Raw genomic sequence first — 20,439 nt, 5'->3', positions numbered from 1 at the left:
CGGGACAATGGAACGCATGCCCTCCGCACTCCCCGACGGCGAACCCGTCCCCGCCGACGGTGCCCTGCCCGCGTCCGCGCTCGCCGGTGCCGCCGACCGCCCCCTCGGCTTCTACCTGCACGTCCCGTACTGCGCGACCCGCTGCGGCTACTGCGACTTCAACACCTACACCGCCACCGAGCTGCGCGGCACCGGCGGCGTCCTCGCCTCTCGCGACAACTACGCCGAGACGCTCGTCGACGAGGTCCGCCTCGCCCGCAAGGTCCTCGGCGACGACCCCCGCGAGGTCCGCACCGTCTTCGTCGGCGGCGGCACGCCCACCCTGCTGGCCGCCGGCGACCTCGTACGGATGCTGCACGCGATCCGCGACGAGTTCGGCCTCGCCGCGGACGCCGAGATCACCACGGAGGCCAACCCGGAGTCCGTCGACCCGGCATACCTCGCCACCCTCCGCGAGGGCGGCTTCAACCGGATCTCCTTCGGCATGCAGAGTGCCAGGCAGCACGTCCTGAGGATCCTCGACCGCACCCACACCCCCGGCCGCCCCGAGGCCTGCGTCGCCGAGGCCCGCGCGGCCGGCTTCGACCACGTCAACCTCGACCTGATCTACGGCACCCCCGGCGAGTCCGACGACGACTGGCGGGCCTCCCTGGACGCCGCCCTCGGCGCCGGACCCGACCACGTCTCCGCGTACGCGCTGATCGTCGAGGAGGGCACGCAGCTCGCCCGGCGCATCCGGCGCGGCGAGATCCCCATGACCGACGACGACGTGCACGCCGACCGGTACCTGATCGCCGAGGAGACCCTCTCCGCGGCCGGCTTCGACTGGTACGAGGTGTCCAACTGGGCCACCTCCGACGCCGGCCGCTGCCTGCACAACGAGCTGTACTGGCGGGGCGCCGACTGGTGGGGCGCCGGGCCCGGGGCCCACTCCCACGTGGGCGGCGTGCGCTGGTGGAACGTGAAGCACCCCGGCGCGTACGCGGGGGCGCTGGCGGCGGGGAGGTCGCCGGGGGCCGGACGCGAGATCCTCACGGAGGAGGACCGGCGGGTGGAGCGCGTCCTGCTGGAGCTGCGGCTGCGGGAGGGCGTACCGCTGTCCCTGCTGCGGGAGGCGGGGCTTGCCGCCTCTCGGCGGGCCCTGTCGGACGGGCTGCTCCAGGAGGGGCCGTACGAGGAGGGGCGGGCCGTGCTCACGCTGCGCGGGCGTCTGCTGGCGGACGCGGTGGTGCGGGACCTGGTGGACTGACGGGGCTGTTTCCCGCCCCCGCCGCCCCTTCCCGTCCCGACCCCGGGGGCTCCGCCCCCCGGACCCCCGCTCCCCGGACTTTCCGGGACTCCGCCGGAGAGGGCCCGGGAGGGGCGGGTCTCACCTCACTCGTCTCACCTCACTCGGTGACGAAGTCGATCAACTGCTCGACCCGCCCCAGCAGCTCCGGCTGCAGGTCCTTGTACGAGTGGACCCGGGCCAGGATCGCCTGCCACACCGCCCCGGTGTTGTCCGCCGGCCACCCCAGCGCCCGGCACACGCCCGTCTTCCAGTCCTGCCCGCGCGGCACCCGGGGCCAGCCCGCGATGCCGAGCGACGACGGCTTCACCGCCTCCCAGATGTCGATGTACGGGTGGCCCACGACCAGCGCGTGCTCGCTCGTCACCGCCTGCGCGATCCGCCACTCCTTCGACCCCGGCACCAGGTGGTCCACCAGCACCCCGAGCCGCGCGTCCGGGCCCGGCGCGAAGTCGTCGACGATGGACGGCAGGTCGTCCACGCCCTCCAGGTACTCCACGACCACGCCCTCGATGCGCAGGTCGTCGCCCCAGACCTTCTCGACCAGCTCGGCGTCGTGCCGGCCCTCGACGTAGATGCGGCCGGCGCGGGCCACGCGCGCGCGGGCGCCGGGGACGGCGACCGAACCGGACGCCGTACGGGCGGGCCGGGCCGGGCCGGAGGCGGGCCTCACCAGGGTCACGGTCCTGCCCTCCAGCAGGAAGCCGCGCGGCTCCAGCGGGAAGACCCGGTGCTTGCCGAAACGGTCCTCCAGCGTCACCGTGCCCGCCTCGCAGCGGATCACGGCGCCGCAGAAGCCGGTGACGGCCTCCTCGACCACCAGACCGGGGTCGGCCGGCACCTCGGGCACCGGCTGCGGTTTCTTCCACGGAGGGGTCAGGTCGGCGGAGTACACACGACGGCGCGGGCCCGCAGGACCCTCGGGGGAAGGGCGGTGGTGGGAGACGGGTGGGCGCATTCTGCCGACGATAGGAGAAACGCGCGGCCCGTGATCAGGACGACACGCCGAAACGGGCGGCCAGCGCGTCCCGCTGGGCCCGGACGAACGCCGCGTCCACCACCGCCCCGTGCCCCGGCACGTACAGCGCGTCCTCGCCGCCCAGTTCCAGCAGCCGGTCCAGCGCCGCCGGCCAGCGCGACGGCACGGCGTCGGGCCCCGCCTGCGGATCGCCGGACTCCTCCACGAGGTCCCCGCAGAAGACGACCGCGACCTCGCCCGGCACCAGCACCGCGAGGTCGTGCCCCGTGTGCCCGGGGCCCACGTCGGCCAGCAGGACCCGCCGCCCGCCGCCCAGGTCGAGCGTCCGCGCGCCGCGCACCTCGTGGCGGACCGCGACGAGCGCGTCCACGGCCTCCTCCGCGAGCCGGGCGTCCAGCCCCTCGGCCACCGCGTCCGCCCGCAGCCCCTCCCGGCCCCCCGCCCCCGCCAGCAGCGCGGCCGTGCCCGTCGCGCCGTACACCTCGGCGCCCGCGAACGCCGCCGCCCCGAGGACGTGGTCGAAATGCGGGTGGGTCAGCGCGAGATGCGTCACACGGCGCCCGGCGAGCCGCTGCGCCCGCGCCCGCAGCCGCGCGCCCTCCGCGAGACTCGAACCGGCGTCCACCAGCAGGGCCGCGTCCGCGCCGACGACCAGCCCCGCCGTGCAGTCCCACACCGGCAGCCGGCACCGGCCCACCCCGGCCGCCAGCCGCTCCCACCCCAGGTCCTTCCACGTCACCGTCACGACGGTGACGCTAACGCCGCGGCGGCCCCGGCACGGCGACGGGGCACCGGCCTTGCCGCAGCCGTACCCGACGGCCGTACACTGGGCCGGGGAAGTCTGGCACTCGCACACGCAGAGTGCCAGGGGGAACACCGGGCGGACGACTTCTGGAGGTGTGCGCGATGCTCAGTGAACGCAGGCTGAAGGTGCTGCGTGCCATCGTCCAGGACTACGTCGGCACCGAGGAGCCCGTCGGCTCCAAGGCCCTCACCGAGCGGCACAACCTCGGCGTCTCCCCGGCCACCGTGCGCAACGACATGGCGGCCCTGGAGGACGAAGGGTTCATCGCCCAGCCGCACACCAGCGCCGGGCGCATCCCGACCGACAAGGGCTACCGGCTCTTCGTCGACAGGCTGGCCGGCGTCAAGCCGATGACCGCGCCCGAGCGGCGCGCCATCCAGAACTTCCTGGAGGGCGCCGTCGACCTCGACGACGTCGTGGCCCGCACGGTGCGGCTGCTCGCGCAGCTCACCCGGCAGGTCGCCGTCGTGCAGTACCCGTCGCTGACCCGTTCGACCGTGCGGCACGTGGAGCTGCTCTCCCTGGCGCCCGCGCGCCTGATGCTCGTGCTGATCACGGACACCGGACGGGTCGAGCAGCGGATGATCGACTGCCCGGCGCCCTTCGGCGAGGCCTCCCTCGCCGATCTGCGGGCCCGGCTCAACAGCAGGGTCGCGGGACGCCGGTTCGCGGACGTGCCGGGTCTGGTCGAGGACCTCCCGGAGGCCTTCGAGGCCGAGGACCGGGGTACGGTCTCCACCGTGCTCTCCACTCTCCTGGAGACGCTGGTCGAGGAGAACGAGGAGCGGCTGATGATCGGCGGCACCGCCAATCTCACCCGCTTCGGGCACGACTTCCCCCTCACGATCCGGCCGGTGCTCGAGGCGCTGGAGGAGCAGGTCGTGCTCCTCAAGCTGCTCGGCGAGGCGAAGGATCCGGGCGTGACCGTACGGATCGGTCACGAGAACGCCCACGAAGGACTCAACTCCACGTCCGTCGTGTCGGTCGGCTACGGTTCGGGCGGCGAGGCTGTCGCCAAGCTCGGCGTGGTCGGACCGACCCGCATGGACTACCCGGGAACGATGGGAGCGGTACGCGCAGTGGCACGGTACGTCGGACAGATCCTGGCGGAGTCGTAGGTGGCCACGGACTACTACGCCGTACTCGGCGTGCGCCGCGACGCCTCTCAGGACGAGATCAAGAAGGCGTTCCGGAGGCTCGCGCGCGAGCTGCACCCGGACGTCAACCCCGATCCGAAGACCCAGGAGCGGTTCAAGGAGATCAACGCCGCCTACGAGGTGCTGTCGGACCCGCAGAAGAAGCAGGTCTACGACCTCGGCGGCGACCCGCTGTCCCAGTCGGGCGGCGCGGGCGGGGCCGGCGGCTTCGGCGCGGGCGGCTTCGGGAACTTCTCGGACATCATGGACGCCTTCTTCGGCACGGCGTCGCAGCGCGGACCGCGCTCGCGCACCCGCCGCGGCCAGGACGCCATGATCCGCATCGAGGTGGAGCTGGACGAGGCGGCCTTCGGCACGACCAAGGACATCCAGGTCGACACGGCCGTCGTCTGCAACACCTGCAACGGCGAGGGCGCGGCCCCGGGCACCTCGGCCCAGACGTGTGACATGTGCCGCGGCCGCGGTGAGGTCTCGCAGGTCACCCGGTCCTTCCTGGGCCAGGTCATGACCTCCCGGCCCTGCCCCCAGTGCCAGGGCTTCGGCACCGTCGTCCCGACCCCGTGCCCCGAGTGCGCGGGCGACGGCCGGATCCGTTCCCGGCGCACCCTGACCGTGAAGATCCCCGCCGGTGTCGACAACGGCACGCGGATCCAGCTCGCGGGCGAGGGCGAGGTCGGCCCCGGCGGCGGCCCCGCCGGCGACCTGTACGTCGAGATCCACGAGCTGCCGCACCCGCAGTTCCAGCGCCGCGGCGACGACCTGCACTGCACGGTCACCCTGCCGATGACGGCGGCGGCCCTCGGCACCAAGGTGCCGCTGGAGACCCTCGACGGCGTGGAGGAGGTCGACATCCGCCCGGGCACCCAGTCCGGCCAGTCGATCCCGCTGCACGGCCGGGGCGTCACCCACCTGCGCGGCGGCGGCCGGGGCGACCTCATCGTCCACGTCGAGGTCACCACCCCGACCAAGCTCGACCCCGAGCAGGAGCGCGTCCTGCGCGAGCTGGCCAAGCTGCGCGGCGAGGAGCGGCCCCAGGGCCAGTTCCAGCCGGGGCAGCAGGGGCTGTTCTCGCGGCTGAAGGACGCCTTCAACGGCCGCTGAGGGAGGGCGCCGGAAGGCGCGGAGGAAGCCCCGGGAAGCCCCTGACGCCGATGGCCGTCGGGGGCTTCCCGCTGCGGCCGTCGGGGGCTTCCCGCCGTGGGCCTCGGGACTTCCCGGCACGGGCCCCTCGGGGCTTCCCGCCGCGGACGTCAGGGGCTTCCCGGCGCCGGTCTCCCAGGCCCCGCGAGGCGGGTGCCGCCCGGCGTGCGCCGGTGGAAGCCCGGATTCGGAGTCGCCCCCGGGACGTGACACCATGCGCTCATGTCCTCCGCACTGACCGATCTCTTCCCCTACCCGATCGTGCAGGCGCCCATGGCGGGCGGCGTCTCCGTGCCGCGGCTCGCGGCCGCGGTCTGCGAGGCGGGAGGGCTGGGTTTCCTGGCCGCCGGGTACAAGACCGCGGACGGGATGTACGAGGAGATCAAGCAGTTGCGGGGGCTGACCGCCCGCCCGTTCGGCGTCAACCTCTTCATGCCGCAGCCGAAGACGCCCGGTGCGGGCACCGGCTTCACCGGAGCGGCCGACGTCGCGTCCTTCAACGCCTCCGCGGTCGGCGTCTACGCCCACCAGCTGGCCGGTGAGGCCGCCTGGTACGAGACCGAGCTCGGCGACCCGGAGTGCGGCCGGGACGACGGCTACGACACCAAGCTCGCCGTGCTGCTGGACAACCCGGTGCCCGTGGTGTCGTTCCACTTCGGCGTCCCGGGCCCCGAGGCCGTCGACGCGCTCCACCGGGCCGGCACCTTCGTCCTGGCCACGGCGACCACCGCCGGCGAGGCCCGGGCCGTCGAACGGGCCGGTGCCGACGCGGTGATCGCCCAGGGTGTGGAGGCCGGCGGACACCAGGGCACCCACCGCGACTGCCCGGAGACCGACGGCACCGGCATCGGACTGCTCTCCCTGGTCGCCCAGGTCCGGGAGGCGGTGCGCCTCCCGGTGATCGCCGCCGGCGGCATCATGCGCGGCTCCCAGATCGCCGCGGTCCTCGCGGCCGGAGCGAGCGCGGCCCAGCTCGGCACCGCCTTCCTCGCCACCCCCGAGTCCGGCGCGCACGCCCTGCACAAGCAGGCACTGACCGACCCGCTGTTCGTCCGCACCGAGATGACCCGCGCCTTCTCCGGCCGCCCCGCCCGCGGCCTGGTCAACCGCTTCCTGCGCGAGCACGGCCCCTACGCCCCCGCCGCCTACCCGGAGGTGCACCACCTGACCGCGCCGCTGCGCAAGGCGGCGGCGAAGGCGGGCGACGCGCAGGGCATGGCGCTGTGGGCGGGACAGGGCCACCGGATGGCCCGGGAGCTGCCCGCCGGGCAGCTCGTGGAGGTGCTGGTGGACGAACTCGCGTCCGCCGGGACCGCGTTGACGCAGTACGTGACGGGAGGTACGGGCCGATGACGGCTCCGGTGTTCGTGGTCGACCCGCTCCGGCCCGAGGACCTGCCCGGCGGACGGTACGTCCTCGACGGCCCCGAGGGACGGCACGCCGTCTCCGTGAAGCGGCTGCGGCCCGGCGAGGACGTCGTCCTCACCGACGGGCGCGGACACTGGGCCGAGGGCGTGGTGGAGGCCGCCGAGGGCAAGGACCGGCTGGTCGTCACCGGCCTGGACGGCGTCCGCGAGGAACCGGCGGAGCAGCCGCGCATCACCGTCGTCCAGGCGCTGCCCAAGGGTGACCGGGGCGAGCTGGCCGTCGAGACGATGACCGAGGTCGGCGTCGACGCGATCGTGCCGTGGCAGGCGTCCCGGTGCATCACGCAGTGGAAGGGCGACCGGGGCCTGAAGGCGCTCGGCAAGTGGCGGGCGACGGCCCGGGAGGCGGGCAAGCAGTCCCGCCGGGTCCGCTTCCCCGACGTCGCGGACGCGGCGAGCAGCAAGCAGGTCGCGTCGCTGCTGGCCGGCGCCGCCTTCGCCGCCGTGCTCCACGAGAGCGGCGAGGAGCCGCTGGCCGCCGCCGAACTCCCCGCCTCCGGCGACATCGTGCTGGTCGTCGGGCCCGAAGGGGGCGTGTCCCCGCAGGAGTTGGCGCTGTTCGCCGAGGCCGGTGCGAAGCCCTACCGCCTCGGACGCAGCGTGCTGCGCACCTCCACCGCCGGCACCGCGGCGACCGCCGTCCTGCTGGCCCGCACCGGCCGCTGGAGCTGACGGCACCGGCCGGGGCCCCGCGGCCGGGGTGGTGAGGAGTGGCCGTATGCGCCCTACCGTGGGCCCCGAGGCGGTGGCAGGCTGCCCTGCATGGGGGCACTGAGGCGTATTCGGCACTTCCCGAACATCCCGGACCACCCGGTCGCGGCGCGCGGCCGGCGTGCCGCGCTGGTGGCCGTCGGCGTGGCGGCCGCCGTCGGCGGGGCCGTCGCCTGTGACCCGGGCGGCGGACTCGGCTCCGCGGCGGTGGCGTACACGACCGACCGGACCGTGACCCGTGAACTCGACCGGCGCGACGCCGGCGTGCGATGGCTCACCTGCACGGCCTCCGTCGAGGGCGACGGCGCCACCGCCTCGGCGGACGAGAACACCGTCGCCTCCGTCGACTGCGAGGGGAGGACGGACACCAGGAAGGACATCACCGTCGACGGCAAGGTGACCCGCGTCGTCAACGGCGCCTGCGTGCGCGGCGATCTGACCGCGAAGGTGGACGGCAAGGAGTGGTTCCGGGTCAAGGGGCTGGGGAACTGCGACACCGCGCCCTCCCCGCCCGCGCCCTCCCCGCCCGCTGACGGGCCCGGCCGGGACCGCCCGGGCCCCACCGTGACCGTCACCCGGACCATCTGGTGCCCGGACGACCCGCACTGCCGGCCCGTACAGGGCAAGTAGCCGCCCCCGGCGCGCCGCCGGGGCTCCCGCACGCCGGGGCCGGAACCGGTCCGAACCCCTGTCGGCCGACGCACGCTCCTGCATAGGCTGGGGGAGTGACTCAGCCCGCAGCGTCTGCCTACCTCCGTTTCCCGCACCCGCACGGCGAGTTGGTCGCCTTCACCGCCGAGGACGACGTGTGGCTCGCCCCGCTCGACGGCGGCCGGGCCTGGCGGGTCAGCGCCGACAACGTGCCGGTGAACCACCCGCGGATCTCGCCCGACGGCACCACCGTCGCCTGGACCTCCACCCGCGACGGCGCCCCCGAGGTGCACGTCGCCCCCGTCGACGGCGGCCCCGCCCGACGCCTCACGCACTGGGGGAACCTGAAGACCCAGGTGCGCGGCTGGACCCCGGACGGCCGGGTCCTCGCCCTCAGCGCCTACGGACAGGCCAGCCTGCGCCGCAGCTGGGCCCGCGCCGTCCCGCTCGACGGCGGCCCCGCCGGCACCCTGCCGTACGGGCCCGTCGGCGACGTCGCCCACGGCCCGCACACCGTGCTGCTGTCCGCGCCGATGGGCCGCGAGGCCGCCTGGTGGAAGCGCTACCGCGGCGGCACCGCGGGCAAGCTGTGGATCGACGCCGAGGACGACGGCGAGTTCGTCCGGCTGCACGAGGACCTCGACGGCAACATCGAGTACCCGTTCTGGGTCGGCGACCGCATCGCCTTCCTCTCCGACCACGAGGGCACCGGCGCCCTCTACTCCTCCCTCGCCGACGGCACCGACCTGCGCCGGCACACCCCCCTCGGGAGCTTCTACGCCCGGCACGCCGCCACCGACGGCACCCGCGTCGTCTACTCGTCCGCCGGTGAACTGTGGACGCTGGACGACCTGGACGGCGCCGAACCGCGCCGCCTCGACATCCGGCTCGGCGGCTCCCGCGCCGACCTCCAGCCCTACCCGGTCGACGCCGCCCGCTGGTTCGGCTCCGCCTCCCCCGACCACACCGGCCGCGGCAGCGCCGTCGCCGTGCGCGGCGGCGTCCACTGGGTCACCCACCGCTCCGGACCGGCCCGCGCCCTCGCGGCGACCCCCGGCGTCCGCACCCGGCTGCCGCGCGCCTTCCGCGCCGACGGCGAGGAGTGGGCGGTGTGGGTGACGGACGCCGAGGGCGACGACGCCCTGGAGTTCGCGCCCGCCACCGGCCTCGCCCCCGGTGCCACCCCGCGCCGCCTCGCCGCCGGACAGCTCGGCCGGGTCCTGAACCTCGCCATGGCCCCCGACGGCAGCCGCGCCGCCGTCGCCTCGCACGACGGACGCGTCCTGCTCGTCGAGCGGGAGACCGGCGAGGTCCGCGAGGTCGACCGCAGCGAGGACGGCGACGCCTCCGGCCTCGTCTTCTCGCCCGACTCCGCCTGGCTCGCCTGGTCCCACCCCGGCCCCTCCCCGCTGCGCCAGCTCAGACTCGCCAACACCACCGACCTGTCGGTGAGCGAGGCGACCCCGCTGCGCTTCCGGGACTACGCGCCGGCCTTCACCCTGGACGGCAAGCACCTCGCCTTCCTCTCCACCCGCTCCTTCGACCCGGTCTACGACGAGCACGTCTTCGACCTGGCCTTCGTCGAGGGCGCCCGCCCGTACCTGATCACCCTGGCCGCGACCACGCCCTCGCCCTTCGGCCCGCAGCGCCACGGCCGCCCCTTCGAGACCCCGGACCGCGAGGAGACCCCCGACAGCGAGGGCACCCCCACCACCCGCATCGACATCGAGGGCCTCGCCGACCGCATCGTGCCCTTCCCGGTGGAGGCCGCCCGCTACTCCGGCCTGCGCGCCGCCAAGGACGGCGTCCTGTGGCTGCGCCACCCGCTCACCGGCGTCCTCGGCGCCTCCCGCGCCAACCCGGACGACCCCGGCCCGCACACCGAGCTGGAGCGCTACGACCTCGCCCAGCAGCGCGTCGAGCACCTCGCCGGCGACGCCGACCACTTCGAGGTCAGCGGCGACGGCAAGCGGGTGCTGCTGTGGACCGACGGCCGCCTCAAGGTCGTCCCCAGCGACCGGCGGGCCTCCGGCGACGAGGACAGCGACACCAACATCACCGTCGACCTGGGCCGCGTACGGCAGACCGTCGACCCGGCCGCCGAGTGGCGGCAGATGTACGAAGAGACCGGCCGCGTCATGCGGGACAACTTCTGGCGCCCCGACATGAACGGCGTCGACTGGGACGGCGTCCTGGACCGCTACCGGCCCGTCCTGGACCGCGTCGCCACCCACGACGACCTGGTCGACCTCCTGTGGGAGGTGCACGGCGAACTCGGCACCTCGCACGCCTACGTCACCCCGCGCGGCGGCCACGGCTCCGGCGCCCGCCAGGGCCTGCTCGGCGCCGACCTCTCCCGCCACGAGGACGGCACCTGGCGCGTCGACCGCGTCCTGCCCTCCGAGACCTCCGACCCCGAAGCCCGCTCCCCGCTCGCCGCGCCCGGCGTCGCGGTGCGCGCCGGCGACGCGATCGTCGCGGTCGCCGGACAGCCCGTCGACCCGGTCACCGGGCCCGGCCCGCTGCTCGTCGGCACGGCCGGCAAGCCGGTCGAGCTGACCGTCTCCCCGGCAGGAGGCGGCGACCTGCGGCACGCCGTCGTCGTCCCCCTCGCCGACGAGGAGCCGCTGCGCTACCACGCCTGGGTCGCCGACCGCCGCGCCCACGTCCACGAGAGGTCCGGCGGCCGGCTCGGCTATCTCCACGTGCCCGACATGGTCGGCTCCGGCTGGGCCCAGCTCCACCGCGACCTGCGCGTCGAGGTGGCCCGGGAGGGACTGGTCGTCGACGTCCGCGAGAACCGCGGCGGGCACACCTCCCAGCTGGTCGTGGAGAAGCTGGCCCGGCGCATCGTCGGCTGGGACGTGCCGCGCGGCATGCGGCCGTTCAGCTACCCGATGGACGCGCCCCGCGGGCCGGTCGTCGCCGTCGCCAACGAGTTCTCCGGCTCCGACGGCGACATCGTCAACGCGGCGATCAAGGCGCTCGGCATCGGTCCGGTCGTCGGCACCCGCACCTGGGGCGGCGTCATCGGCATCGACAGCCGCTACCGGCTGGTCGACGGCACGCTGATCACGCAGCCCAAGTACGCCTTCTGGCTGGAGGGGTACGGCTGGGACGTGGAGAACCACGGCGTCGACCCGGACATCGAGGTCCTCCACCGCCCCCAGGACCACGCCCTCGGCCGCGACCCCCAACTCGACGAGGCGATCCGCCTGGCCCTGGAGACCCTGGAAACATCCCCGGCCAAGACACCACCGAGCCTGCCGTAGCCGCGGGCAGTCGTGCCTCCCCCAGTGCCTCAAGAGCCTGGAGAGGTATCCCCTCCGGGGGAGGCACCCCGCAGGCGCGGGCAAGCACACCCACCCCGCCCGCACCCACCCCGCTCGCTACCATGCCTTCAAAGATCACCGCCAGAAGGAGCGCGCTCATGCCCGGCGAGCCACAGGACGACTGCCTGTTCTGCAAGATCGTCGCAGGACAGATCCCCGCCACGATCGTCCGCGAGACGGACACCACCCTCGCCTTCCGCGACATCAACCCCCAGGCGCCCACCCACGTCCTGGTGATCCCCAAGGCCCACTACCGCGACGCCGCCGCCCTCGCCGCCGGCGCCCCGGAGCTCGCCGCCGACGTCCTGCGCGAGACCCAGGCCGTCGCCGACGAGGAGAAGCTGGACAGCTACCGCATCGTCTTCAACACCGGCAGCGGCGCCGGTCAGACCGTCTGGCACACCCACGCCCACGTCCTCGGCGGCCGCGGCCTCCAGTGGCCCCCCGGATAACCGGGCCGACCGGGACAACCCCTGATGTCCGTACGCGAACTCGTCGTCCTCGGCACCGCCAGCCAGGTCCCGACCCGGCACCGCAACCACAACGGCTACCTGCTGCGCTGGGACGGCGAGGGCATCCTGTTCGACCCCGGCGAGGGCACGCAGCGCCAGATGCTGCGCGCCGGGGTCGCCGCCCACGACCTGAACCGGATCTGCGTCACCCACTTCCACGGCGACCACAGCCTCGGCCTCGCCGGCGTCATCCAGCGCGTCAACCTCGACCAGGTCCCGCACGAGGTCACCGCCCACTACCCGCGCTCCGGGCAGCGCTTCTTCGACCGCCTGCGGTACGCCACCGCCTACCGCGAGACGGTCGCCCTCACCGAGGCCCCCGTCGACGCCGACGGCCCCCTCGCGGTCACCCCCGCCTACACGCTGGAGGCCCGCCGGCTCTCCCACCCCGTCGAGTCGTACGGCTACCGCCTCACCGAGCCCGACGGCCGCCGCATGCTGCCCGAGCGGCTCGCCGCGCACGGCATCCAGGGCCCCGACGTGGGCCGCATCCAGCGCGAGGGCGTGCTGGACGGCGTATCGCTGGACGAGGTCAGCGAGGTCCGCCGCGGCCAGCGGTTCGCGTTCGTCATGGACACCCGGCTGTGCGAGGGCGTGCACGCGCTCGCCGAGGGCTGCGACCTGCTGGTCATCGAGTCGACCTTCCTCGACGAGGACGAGACGCTCGCCACCGACCACGGCCACCTCACCGCCGGCCAGGCCGCGCGGGCCGCCCGGGACGCGGGGGTGCGGCACCTGGTGCTGACCCACTTCAGCCAGCGCTACTCCGACCCGGAGGAGTTCGAACGGCAGGCGAGGGCCGCCGGATACGAGGGCGAGCTGACCGTGGCCCGGGACCTCACCCGCGTCCCGGTTCCGAAACGTCGGTGAAACCGCCGTACCATGCTCTGATGCCCCTGCCCAAAGCTGAACTGCACCTCCATATCGAAGGCACCCTGGAGCCGGAGCTGGCCTTCGCGCTGGCCGCCCGCAACGGTGTGTCCCTGCCCTACGCGGACACCGACGCCCTGCGCGAGGCGTACCGCTTCGAGGACCTGCAGTCCTTCCTGAACCTGTACTACGAGCTCATGGCCGTCCTGCGCACCGAGCGGGACTTCGAGGACCTCGCGAACGCCTACCTCGCCCGCGCCGCCGCCCAGGGCGTACGGCACGCGGAGATCTTCTTCGACCCGCAGGCCCACCTCGCCCGCGGCGTGGAGATGGGCACCGTGGTGGAGGGCCTGTGGCGGGCGCTGGGCCGCAGCCGGGAGAACCACGGCGTCTCCACCCGGCTCATCCTGTGCTTCCTGCGCGACGAGTCCGCCGAGTCGGCCCTTGAGACCCTCGACGCCGCGAAGCCGTACCTGGACCGCATCACCGGCGTCGGCCTGGACTCCGCCGAGGTCGGCCACCCGCCGGCCAAGTTCCGCGAGGTGTACGAGGCCGCCGCCGCCCTCGGGCTGCGCCGCGTCGCCCACGCGGGCGAGGAGGGCCCGCCGGAGTACGTCACCGAGGCCCTGGACGTGCTCGGCGTCGAGCGGATCGACCACGGTCTGCGCGCGATGGAGGACCCGGCGCTGGTCGAGCGGCTGGTGCGCGACCGCGTCCCGCTGACCCTGTGCCCGCTGTCCAACGTCCGGCTGCGCACGGTCGACACCCTCGCCGGCCACCCGCTGCCCGCCATGCTCGGCGCCGGACTGATGTGCACCGTCAACTCCGACGACCCGGCCTACTTCGGCGGCTACGCGGGCGACAACTTCGACGCCGTGCGCGCAGCCCTCGGCCTCACCGAGGAGCGGCTGCGTGAGCTGGCCCGCAACTCCTTCCTCGCCTCCTTCCTGGAGGACGACGAGGAGCTGCGGGCGCGTTATCTGGCCGAGGTGGAGGCGTACGCCTTCCCGGCGGCGTAGGACCGTAGACCCGCGGGACTCGTGGGCCCCGCCCCGGTCAGCCCGTCCCGGACCCCGGTGCGGTCGCGGCCTGCCGGGGTCCCGCCGTGCCGTAGTCGCCCCGCACGGGCGCGGCGGCGACGTCCACGGGGATCTCCACGACCGGCTGCTCGGCGGCACCGACCTCGGGCACGGCGCCGCTGGGCGTGCCGGTGGCGGCGGCGACCAGGGCGGCCGGGGTGCCGCCGCGACGGCGGACCGCGCCGGGCAGCAGCGGACGCCCACCGGTGTGCAGGGCGACGGCCGTCATCGGCACGGCGACCAGGAACAGCCCGGCGCCGAGGACCAGGCCCATGCCCGGGTAACCGGCCTGCGCCGACAGCACGCTGCCGGTCAGCGGCCCGGCCGCCGTCCCGAGCGAGGACGCCGACCCGACGAACACCGCCCACCGTCCGCGCGCGTCGAGCGAGGCGGCGAGGCCGATCAGGTACGACAGCACCACCGGGTACACCGTGTTCCAGGCGATCTCCCCGGTCGCGAACGTCACGGGGCTCGTCGCGGAGGCGCTCAGCGCGATGCAGCAGGCGATCAGCACCGTGCCCGCGCCGATGGGCGTCGCACGCCCCAGCCGGGACCCGAGCGCGCCGGCCGCCAGCACGCCGACCAGGCCCGCGCCGAGGGCGACGGCGAAGACCACCCCGAGGGCGGCGTCGCCGAGTCCGGCCTGCGTCAGCCCGATCCGGCCGCTGACGCCCCACAGCGAGTTCTGCGCCATGGACCAGCACAGCACGGCGGCGGCGAGGACCAGGCCCGAGCGGCGGTGGGGGAGCGGGGCCCGCGTCGCGTGCGTGGCCGGCGAGGCGGCCGTGGCATCCGGCAGGCGCCCGGCCACCGGCCACACGGCGAGGGCGGTCAGCGCGATCGCGGCCAGCGGCAGACCGTGCGCCCGGCCGAGGTGCGGCACCGTCAGATACACGGCGCCGGCGAGGGCGGACACGCTCAACAGGCCCATGGTGGAGGCCCGGTGCGGGTCCGGTTCGGCGGCGATCCGGGTGGCGGCGACCGTGGTGGCCGTACCGGTCCCGAAACCGCCGACGACCGCGCCGGCGACGACCAGCGGGACGACGGTGGCCAGCGCGGCGGTGCCGTAGCCGAGCACGGCCAGCGCCAGTCCGAGCCGGGCCGCGGACCGGAAGCCGATCCGCTGCAGCCGCGAGGCGAGCACGAAACCGGCGGACGCCGAACTCAGCAGCAGGGCACTGCCGACGGCGCCCGCCTGCGTGGCGGTCAGCGGGAGGCCGGTGTCGAGTCTGCCGACGGTGGTGGGCAGCAGATACGCGGGGAGATAGCCGGCCGTGAAAAGGGCGACGAGCGGCCAGGGGGTGGTGCGGGGGGCGAGCACGGGCGTTCCCAGGGCATGCGGAAGGGACGAGAGAAGGGGGAGAGGGCGCCGACCGTCGACTGACCGGAACGCGCGCGCAATTTGTATCAAGCACGGGGAGGGGCGAAACAGGCACCCCGCCGTGATCTAGGTCACATTCATGTTTGGGCTCGAGAAGGCCGGGTAGCAGAGAGCGTCGCCGGCGGTGAACCGCCTCCGCTCCCGGCCGGAACCGTCGCCTCCGCCCCGGTCCGGATCCCCCGCCACCGCCCCGGTCCGGATCCCCCGTCACCGCGGCGGTCCGCGCCTCGTGATCCGGCGTCAGCCGGGCCCCGGAGCCGGGCGGCCGGCCGTGTCCCGCGCCGGACGACGACCGGACCGGACACCGCCGGGCCGTCGGCGCGATGGTGCACACTGGCCTGATCCGCACCACGCCAGGGAGCGCACCGTGACAGCCTCCACCGTGTCCACCGCGTCCGAAGTGACCGTCATGACCGCCGTGTCCGCCGACGAGAGAACGCACCACCACCCGCAGGACGAGGGACCGCACCGCCGCCCGCGGACCGATCCCCTGGCCGCCCTGCGCACCCCGCAGGACCCGCCCTGGGACGTGTATCTCACCGGCACCGTCTTCCTCGACCTCATCTTCACCGGCCTCGACTCCGCCCCCGTGCGCGGGACCGAGTCCTGGGCGCGCGGAATGGGATCGAGCCCGGGCGGCGTGGCCAACATGGCGACCGCGCTGGCCCGCCTCGGCCTGCGCACCTCGCTCGCCGCGGCCTTCGGCGACGACCACTACGGCGACTACTGCTGGGACGCGCTCGCCCGGGGCGAGGGCATCGACCTGAGCCCCTCGCGCACCGTGCCCGGCTGGCACTCGCCGGTCACGGTCTCCATGGCGTACGAGGGGGAGCGCACGATGGTCTCCCACGGCCACGAGCCGCCGCCCGAGGAACCCTCCCCCGACCGCCCGCCCCGTGCGCGGGCCGCCGTCGCCTCCCTCACGCCCGGCGCCCCCGCCCCCTGGATCGCCGAGGCCGCCGGGCGGGGCACCCGTGTCTTCGCCGACGTCGGCTGGGACGACACCGGCGCCTGGGACCTGGCCGGCCTGCCCGACCTGGCGTACTGCGAGGCGTTCCTGCCGAACGCCGAGGAGGCCATGCGCTACACCGGCACCGACTGCCCCCGGGCCGCCGCCCACGCCCTGACCGCACACGTGCCGCTCGCCGTGGTCACCCTCGGCGCCGAGGGCGCGTACGCGGTGGACCGGCGCACGGGGGAGAGCGCCGAGGTACCGGCCATCGCCGTGGAGGCCCTGGACCCGACCGGCGCCGGGGACGTGTTCGTCGCCGGCTTCGTCACCGGCACCCTGGCCGGCTGGCCGCTCGCCGACCGCCTCGCCTTCGCCGGGCTGACCGCCGCCCTCTCCGTGCAGGAGTTCGGCGGCTCCCTGTCGGCGCCGGGCTGGTCCGAGATCGCGGCCTGGTGGCGCAAGGTCCGGTCGGTCCCGGGGCAGGACCCGGCGGCCCTGCGCCGCTACGCGTTCCTGGCCGACCTGGTGCCGGACGAGCCGGTGGACGCCTGGCCGCTGCGCCGCGCGGTACCGACCATCGGCTTCCGCCGCCCGGCCTGACCGGCCGACGCCGGGAGACCGGGGCCGGACGGCCGGCCAGGTCAGGTCAGAAACCGAGCCGGCGCAGCTGCTTCGGGTCGCGCTGCCAGTCCTTGGCCACCTTCACATGCAGGTCCAGGAAGACCGGCGTACCGAGCAGGGCCTCGATCTGCTTGCGGGACTTGATGCCGACGTCCTTCAGGCGCTTGCCCTTGGGGCCGATGATGATGCCCTTCTGGCTGGGGCGCTCGATGAAGACGTTGGCGTGGATGTCCAGGAGCGGCTTGTCGGCGGGCCGGTCCTCGCGCGGCAGCATCTCCTCCACGACCACGGCGATGGAGTGCGGCAGCTCGTCGCGCACCCCCTCCAGCGCGGCCTCGCGGATCAGCTCGGCGACCATGACCTGCTCGGGCTCGTCGGTGAGGTCGCCCTCCGGGTAGAGCGCGGGCCCCTCGGGCAGCAGCGGGACCAGCAGGTCGGCGAGCAGGTCCACCTGCTGGTCGCCGGTGGCCGACACCGGGACGATCTCCGCCCAGGCGATGCCCAGCTCCTTGCCGAGCTGGTCCACCGCGATGAGCTGCTCGGCCAGCGTCTTGGAGTCCACCAGGTCGGTCTTGGTGACGATCGCGACCTTCGGGGTCTTCCTGATCCCGGCCAGCTCCTTGGCGATGAAGCGGTCGCCGGGGCCCAGCTTCTCGTTCGCCGGCAGGCAGAAGCCGATCACGTCGACCTCGGCCCACGTGGTGCGCACGACGTCGTTCAGCCGCTCGCCCAGCAGCGTGCGCGGCTTGTGCAGCCCGGGGGTGTCCACCAGGATCAGCTGGGCGTCCGGACGGTGCACGATGCCCCGCACGGTGTGCCGGGTGGTCTGCGGGCGGTTGGAGGTGATCGCCACCTTCTGCCCGACCAGAGCGTTCGTGAGGGTGGACTTGCCGGCGTTGGGACGGCCCACGAAGCAGGCGAAGCCGGCCCGGTGGACAGCCTCGGCCGGCTCTTCGGATGACTGGGTACGAACGCTCATGGCGCCCATTGTCCCTGATCCCCGCACCCCCGCCGTACCAGCCGCCGCCCACGGACCGACGACCGCCGCTCGCCGGACCACGGAGTCCCGGTGGCAGTGCCGCACGGCGATCGTCTTTGTGCTGTCCTCGGTTCCGACGGTCACCGGCCTGAGCGACAAGCAGGAGCTGACCTGGACCTACGACGGCCAGGTCGACCGGATCAAGGGCCAGGGCACGGGCGGCAGGACCCCGTACATGGGCCTGGCGGACAAGTGCATCGACCTCAGGGGCGGCCTGACGACCCCCGGCCAGCCGGTCCAGCTGTACACCTGCAACACCACCCCGGCGCAGAGCCGGCGTTCCGTGGTCTCTCCCGGAGCGACGCAGACCGACCCCGACCGGGGCACACTGACCGTCTACGACAACTGGTGCGCCGTACCGGCCGCGAACACCGCCGGGCCGGCCCTCCAGATCCAGAAGTGCGACGGCTCGGCCGGGCAGCAGTGGGACGCGCAGAACGACACCCGCCACATCTACGGCCCCGCCGGCGCCCGCCTGCTCACCTATCAAGGGCAGGCAGGCCACCCTCCACCTGGGCGGGGCCGAGGTCACCGTCCAGCGCGGCGGCGTCCTGGGCGCCACCCGTGACGACTCCTCCGGTTACCAGCCGCTGGGCGCCCGTCTGTACGACCCGGTGGTCGGACGCTTCCTGTCCGCCGACCCGGTGCTGGACCTGAACGACGTCCTCCAGTCCAACGGCTACTCGTACGCGCACAACAACCCGGTGACGATGTCCGACCCGACGGGTCTGGCCATCTCCCTGACCGCCTCCGAGCGGGCGGCGGCCCTGGCGGGCGCGGGATTGTCGGCGGCGCAGGTGGCGCAGGCGCAGGCCACGATGGGCAAGTCGCTGACCTCGGTGATCCTGGGCGCGGCGTGGAGCACGCTGAAGGACTTCATCGGCATCAGCGACGCCGAGTCCTGCTTCGGCGGTGACATGTGGTCCTGCGCGGACATGGTCGTCGGGGCGATCCCGTGGTTCAAGGCGCACAAGATCCCGAAGATCCTCCGGGCCGTCGACCGCACCATCGAGGCGATCCAGGCCTTCCGCAAGGCGAAGAAGGCGGCGATCGAGAAGGCGAAGAAGGAGGCCGCGCAGCGCGCCAAGAAGAAGGCGGCGGAAGACGCGAAGAGAACCGCCGACAAGGCGGCGGCCCAGGCCAAGAAGACCGGCAATCCGGTCCAGAAGCAGGCCCAGGCCAAGGCGGCGCCGAAGGTGTCGTCGGTCAGCAAGTCCTCCGGAGGCGGCAAGAAGGCGGCTTCCAAGCCCGGCGGCGACTCGGGCGGCTCCTCCCGCAGCAAGGGCGGCAGCAGCGGCAGCGGCGGCTCGGGCAAGGCCGAGGAGGGCGGGCCGCGTGAGACTGAGGACGGCGGGTCGTGCAACAGTTTCGTTCCGGGCACCAAGGTGCTCATGGCCGATGGCACCGCCAAGCCGATCGAGCAGGTGAAGGCCGGCGACAAGGTCGTCGCCACCGACCCGGAGACCGGCGAGACCCGGATCGAGACGGTCACCGCCGAGATCAGGGGCGAGGGCCTCAAGCACTTCGTCAAGGTCACCATCGACACCGACGGCAAGAAGGGCACGCAGAGTGCCGAGGTCACCGCGACCGACGGCCACCCCTTCTGGGTCCCCGAACTCGGCGAGTGGATCGATGCCACCGACCTGAAGCCCGGCCAGTGGCTCCGCACCAGCGCCGGCACCCACATCCAGATCACCGCGATCGAACGCTGGACCAGCCCCGGCACGAAGTCCCACAACCTGACCGTCAGCGACATCCACACGTACTACGTGCTGGCGGGGGCAACATCGGTCCTCGTTCATAACTGCGACGGCGATGTTCATTGGGTCAATGAGAACGCCAACATGAGTTCCACGGCGCGGGCTTATGATGCGGGAGCGGCGGGTTCCAGAGCCGGCGTGGCTCCGGCGCTGCAGTATTACAAGGCTGGCGGGAAGAGCCTGTCGCAGATCAAGTTCGATGGGTTTGATGCTGCCAATGGAGTGATGATCGACCGAAAGGTGAGCGTCACGACCTTCAACAAGACATACCGGCAAGCCATGAATCAATCCCTAGCGCTTGAGCAGAACGGTTACACAGGCCGATGGGAAGTTCCCACTGCAGCCGAGGCGGTGCGGGCTCGGAAGGTTCTCGGCAGCCTTCTGATCACCAACATACGAGTTAAGGTTGTTCCCTGATGAGTGTCAATAAGATTCTGGTTCGCGCACTCGTGAGCGTTGTCGTCTCGATCGATTTGACGGATGATGAAGACATTGATCCGGACGTTGCAACGGACATTCTTGAGCCTGTTGCCGCTCTGTTTCGTGATCTCTCGGAAGAGGGGCGTCGGGAAGTTACTTCTCTGATCCTTGAATGCGCCGAAATGGAAGAAAATCCGGAGCGTCAGAGGGCAATTCTGGAGCTTCCGGAAGCCATTGGCCTTCTCTATGAAGGCTGATCCGTGAGGTGAGGTGTAACCTCTCTGCCAGATCCCGCAACTCTCACGCTGAACAGCG

General features: G+C 73.6%; 16 protein-coding genes and 1 pseudogene. 13 read left to right on the top strand and 4 right to left on the bottom strand.

The features are described from left to right. Positions 1–16: 16 nt before the first annotated feature. Positions 17–1,249: a radical SAM family heme chaperone HemW gene (gene hemW / locus ACFYOJ_RS18955; RefSeq protein WP_356556670.1), complete on the top strand. Its 1,233-nt coding sequence runs from the start codon at positions 17–19 to the stop codon at positions 1,247–1,249. Between the two features lie 139 nt (positions 1,250–1,388). On the opposite strand, the gene ACFYOJ_RS18950 is transcribed toward hemW, so the two are convergent. Further along, the gene (locus tag ACFYOJ_RS18950) at positions 1,389–2,246 is read right to left on the bottom strand and encodes a DUF3097 domain-containing protein (RefSeq protein WP_356556671.1); all 858 of its coding nucleotides are present in this window, start codon (positions 2,244–2,246) and stop codon (positions 1,389–1,391) included. A gap of 34 nt (positions 2,247–2,280) precedes the next feature. Beyond that, on the bottom strand, positions 2,281–3,012 hold the full coding sequence (locus tag ACFYOJ_RS18945) for an MBL fold metallo-hydrolase (RefSeq protein ID WP_356556672.1): 732 nt from the start codon (positions 3,010–3,012) through the stop codon (positions 2,281–2,283). Positions 3,013–3,173: 161 nt separating this feature from the next. On the opposite strand from ACFYOJ_RS18945, the gene hrcA reads away from it, so the two are divergent. From hrcA to ACFYOJ_RS18900, 9 genes are all read left to right on the top strand, one after another. Next, positions 3,174–4,190, top strand: coding sequence for a heat-inducible transcriptional repressor HrcA (gene hrcA, locus ACFYOJ_RS18940; protein ID WP_356556673.1), 1,017 nt, complete (start codon positions 3,174–3,176; stop codon positions 4,188–4,190). Then, positions 4,191–5,330, top strand: coding sequence for a molecular chaperone DnaJ (gene dnaJ / locus ACFYOJ_RS18935; protein WP_356556674.1), 1,140 nt, complete (start codon positions 4,191–4,193; stop codon positions 5,328–5,330). 261 nt (positions 5,331–5,591) lie between these two features. Further along, positions 5,592–6,722 carry a nitronate monooxygenase gene (locus ACFYOJ_RS18930; protein ID WP_356556675.1) on the top strand — a complete coding sequence of 377 codons (1,131 nt, stop codon included), beginning with the start codon at positions 5,592–5,594 and terminating at the stop codon, positions 6,720–6,722. Then, a complete protein-coding gene (locus ACFYOJ_RS18925; protein ID WP_356556676.1) occupies positions 6,719–7,468 on the top strand; it encodes a 16S rRNA (uracil(1498)-N(3))-methyltransferase in 750 nt (249 codons plus the stop codon). Before ACFYOJ_RS18930 ends, ACFYOJ_RS18925 begins: the two co-directional genes overlap by 4 nt. Before the next feature lie 90 nt (positions 7,469–7,558). Beyond that, complete coding sequence (locus tag ACFYOJ_RS18920; protein WP_356556677.1) at positions 7,559–8,137, top strand: hypothetical protein; 579 nt, start codon at positions 7,559–7,561, stop codon at positions 8,135–8,137. Between the two features lie 149 nt (positions 8,138–8,286). Beyond that, entirely contained in the window at positions 8,287–11,430 is a 3,144-nt protein-coding gene (locus ACFYOJ_RS18915; RefSeq protein ID WP_388597335.1) for a S41 family peptidase, read from the top strand. 158 nt (positions 11,431–11,588) lie between these two features. Next, entirely contained in the window at positions 11,589–11,942 is a 354-nt protein-coding gene (locus tag ACFYOJ_RS18910) for a histidine triad nucleotide-binding protein (RefSeq protein ID WP_356556679.1), read from the top strand. Between the two features lie 24 nt (positions 11,943–11,966). After that, a complete protein-coding gene (locus tag ACFYOJ_RS18905) occupies positions 11,967–12,872 on the top strand; it encodes a ribonuclease Z (protein WP_356556680.1) in 906 nt (301 codons plus the stop codon). Between the two features lie 20 nt (positions 12,873–12,892). After that, the gene (locus tag ACFYOJ_RS18900; protein ID WP_356556681.1) at positions 12,893–13,891 is read left to right on the top strand and encodes an adenosine deaminase; all 999 of its coding nucleotides are present in this window, start codon (positions 12,893–12,895) and stop codon (positions 13,889–13,891) included. Between the two features lie 37 nt (positions 13,892–13,928). Here the strand turns inward: ACFYOJ_RS18900 and ACFYOJ_RS18895 are convergent, their stop codons facing one another. After that, the gene (locus tag ACFYOJ_RS18895; RefSeq protein ID WP_356556682.1) at positions 13,929–15,272 is read right to left on the bottom strand and encodes an MFS transporter; all 1,344 of its coding nucleotides are present in this window, start codon (positions 15,270–15,272) and stop codon (positions 13,929–13,931) included. A 427-nt stretch (positions 15,273–15,699) separates the two neighbouring features. Here ACFYOJ_RS18895 and ACFYOJ_RS18890 point away from each other — a divergent pair, with 427 nt between their 5' ends. Further along, positions 15,700–16,884 (top strand): PfkB family carbohydrate kinase, encoded by a 1,185-nt coding sequence (locus ACFYOJ_RS18890; RefSeq protein ID WP_356556683.1) that lies wholly within the window; start codon positions 15,700–15,702, stop codon positions 16,882–16,884. Between the two features lie 46 nt (positions 16,885–16,930). Here the strand turns inward: ACFYOJ_RS18890 and era are convergent, their stop codons facing one another. Next, entirely contained in the window at positions 16,931–17,884 is a 954-nt protein-coding gene (gene era, locus ACFYOJ_RS18885) for a GTPase Era (RefSeq protein WP_356556684.1), read from the bottom strand. Positions 17,885–18,038: 154 nt separating this feature from the next. Here era and ACFYOJ_RS18880 point away from each other — a divergent pair. Together ACFYOJ_RS18880 and ACFYOJ_RS18875 are read left to right on the top strand one after the other, a co-directional pair. Then, positions 18,039–20,121, top strand: a pseudogene (locus tag ACFYOJ_RS18880) (polymorphic toxin-type HINT domain-containing protein); the annotation flags it as partial. Continuing rightward, entirely contained in the window at positions 20,121–20,381 is a 261-nt protein-coding gene (locus ACFYOJ_RS18875) for a hypothetical protein (RefSeq protein WP_356556685.1), read from the top strand. The pseudogene ACFYOJ_RS18880 and the gene ACFYOJ_RS18875, both read left to right, overlap by 1 nt. The last annotated feature ends 58 nt before the right edge of the window (positions 20,382–20,439 follow it).

Source organism: Streptomyces sp. NPDC006384, assembly GCF_042870695.1.
Lineage (GTDB): Bacteria > Actinomycetota > Actinomycetes > Streptomycetales > Streptomycetaceae > Streptomyces.
This window is presented reverse-complemented; position numbering and strand designations above follow the sequence as displayed.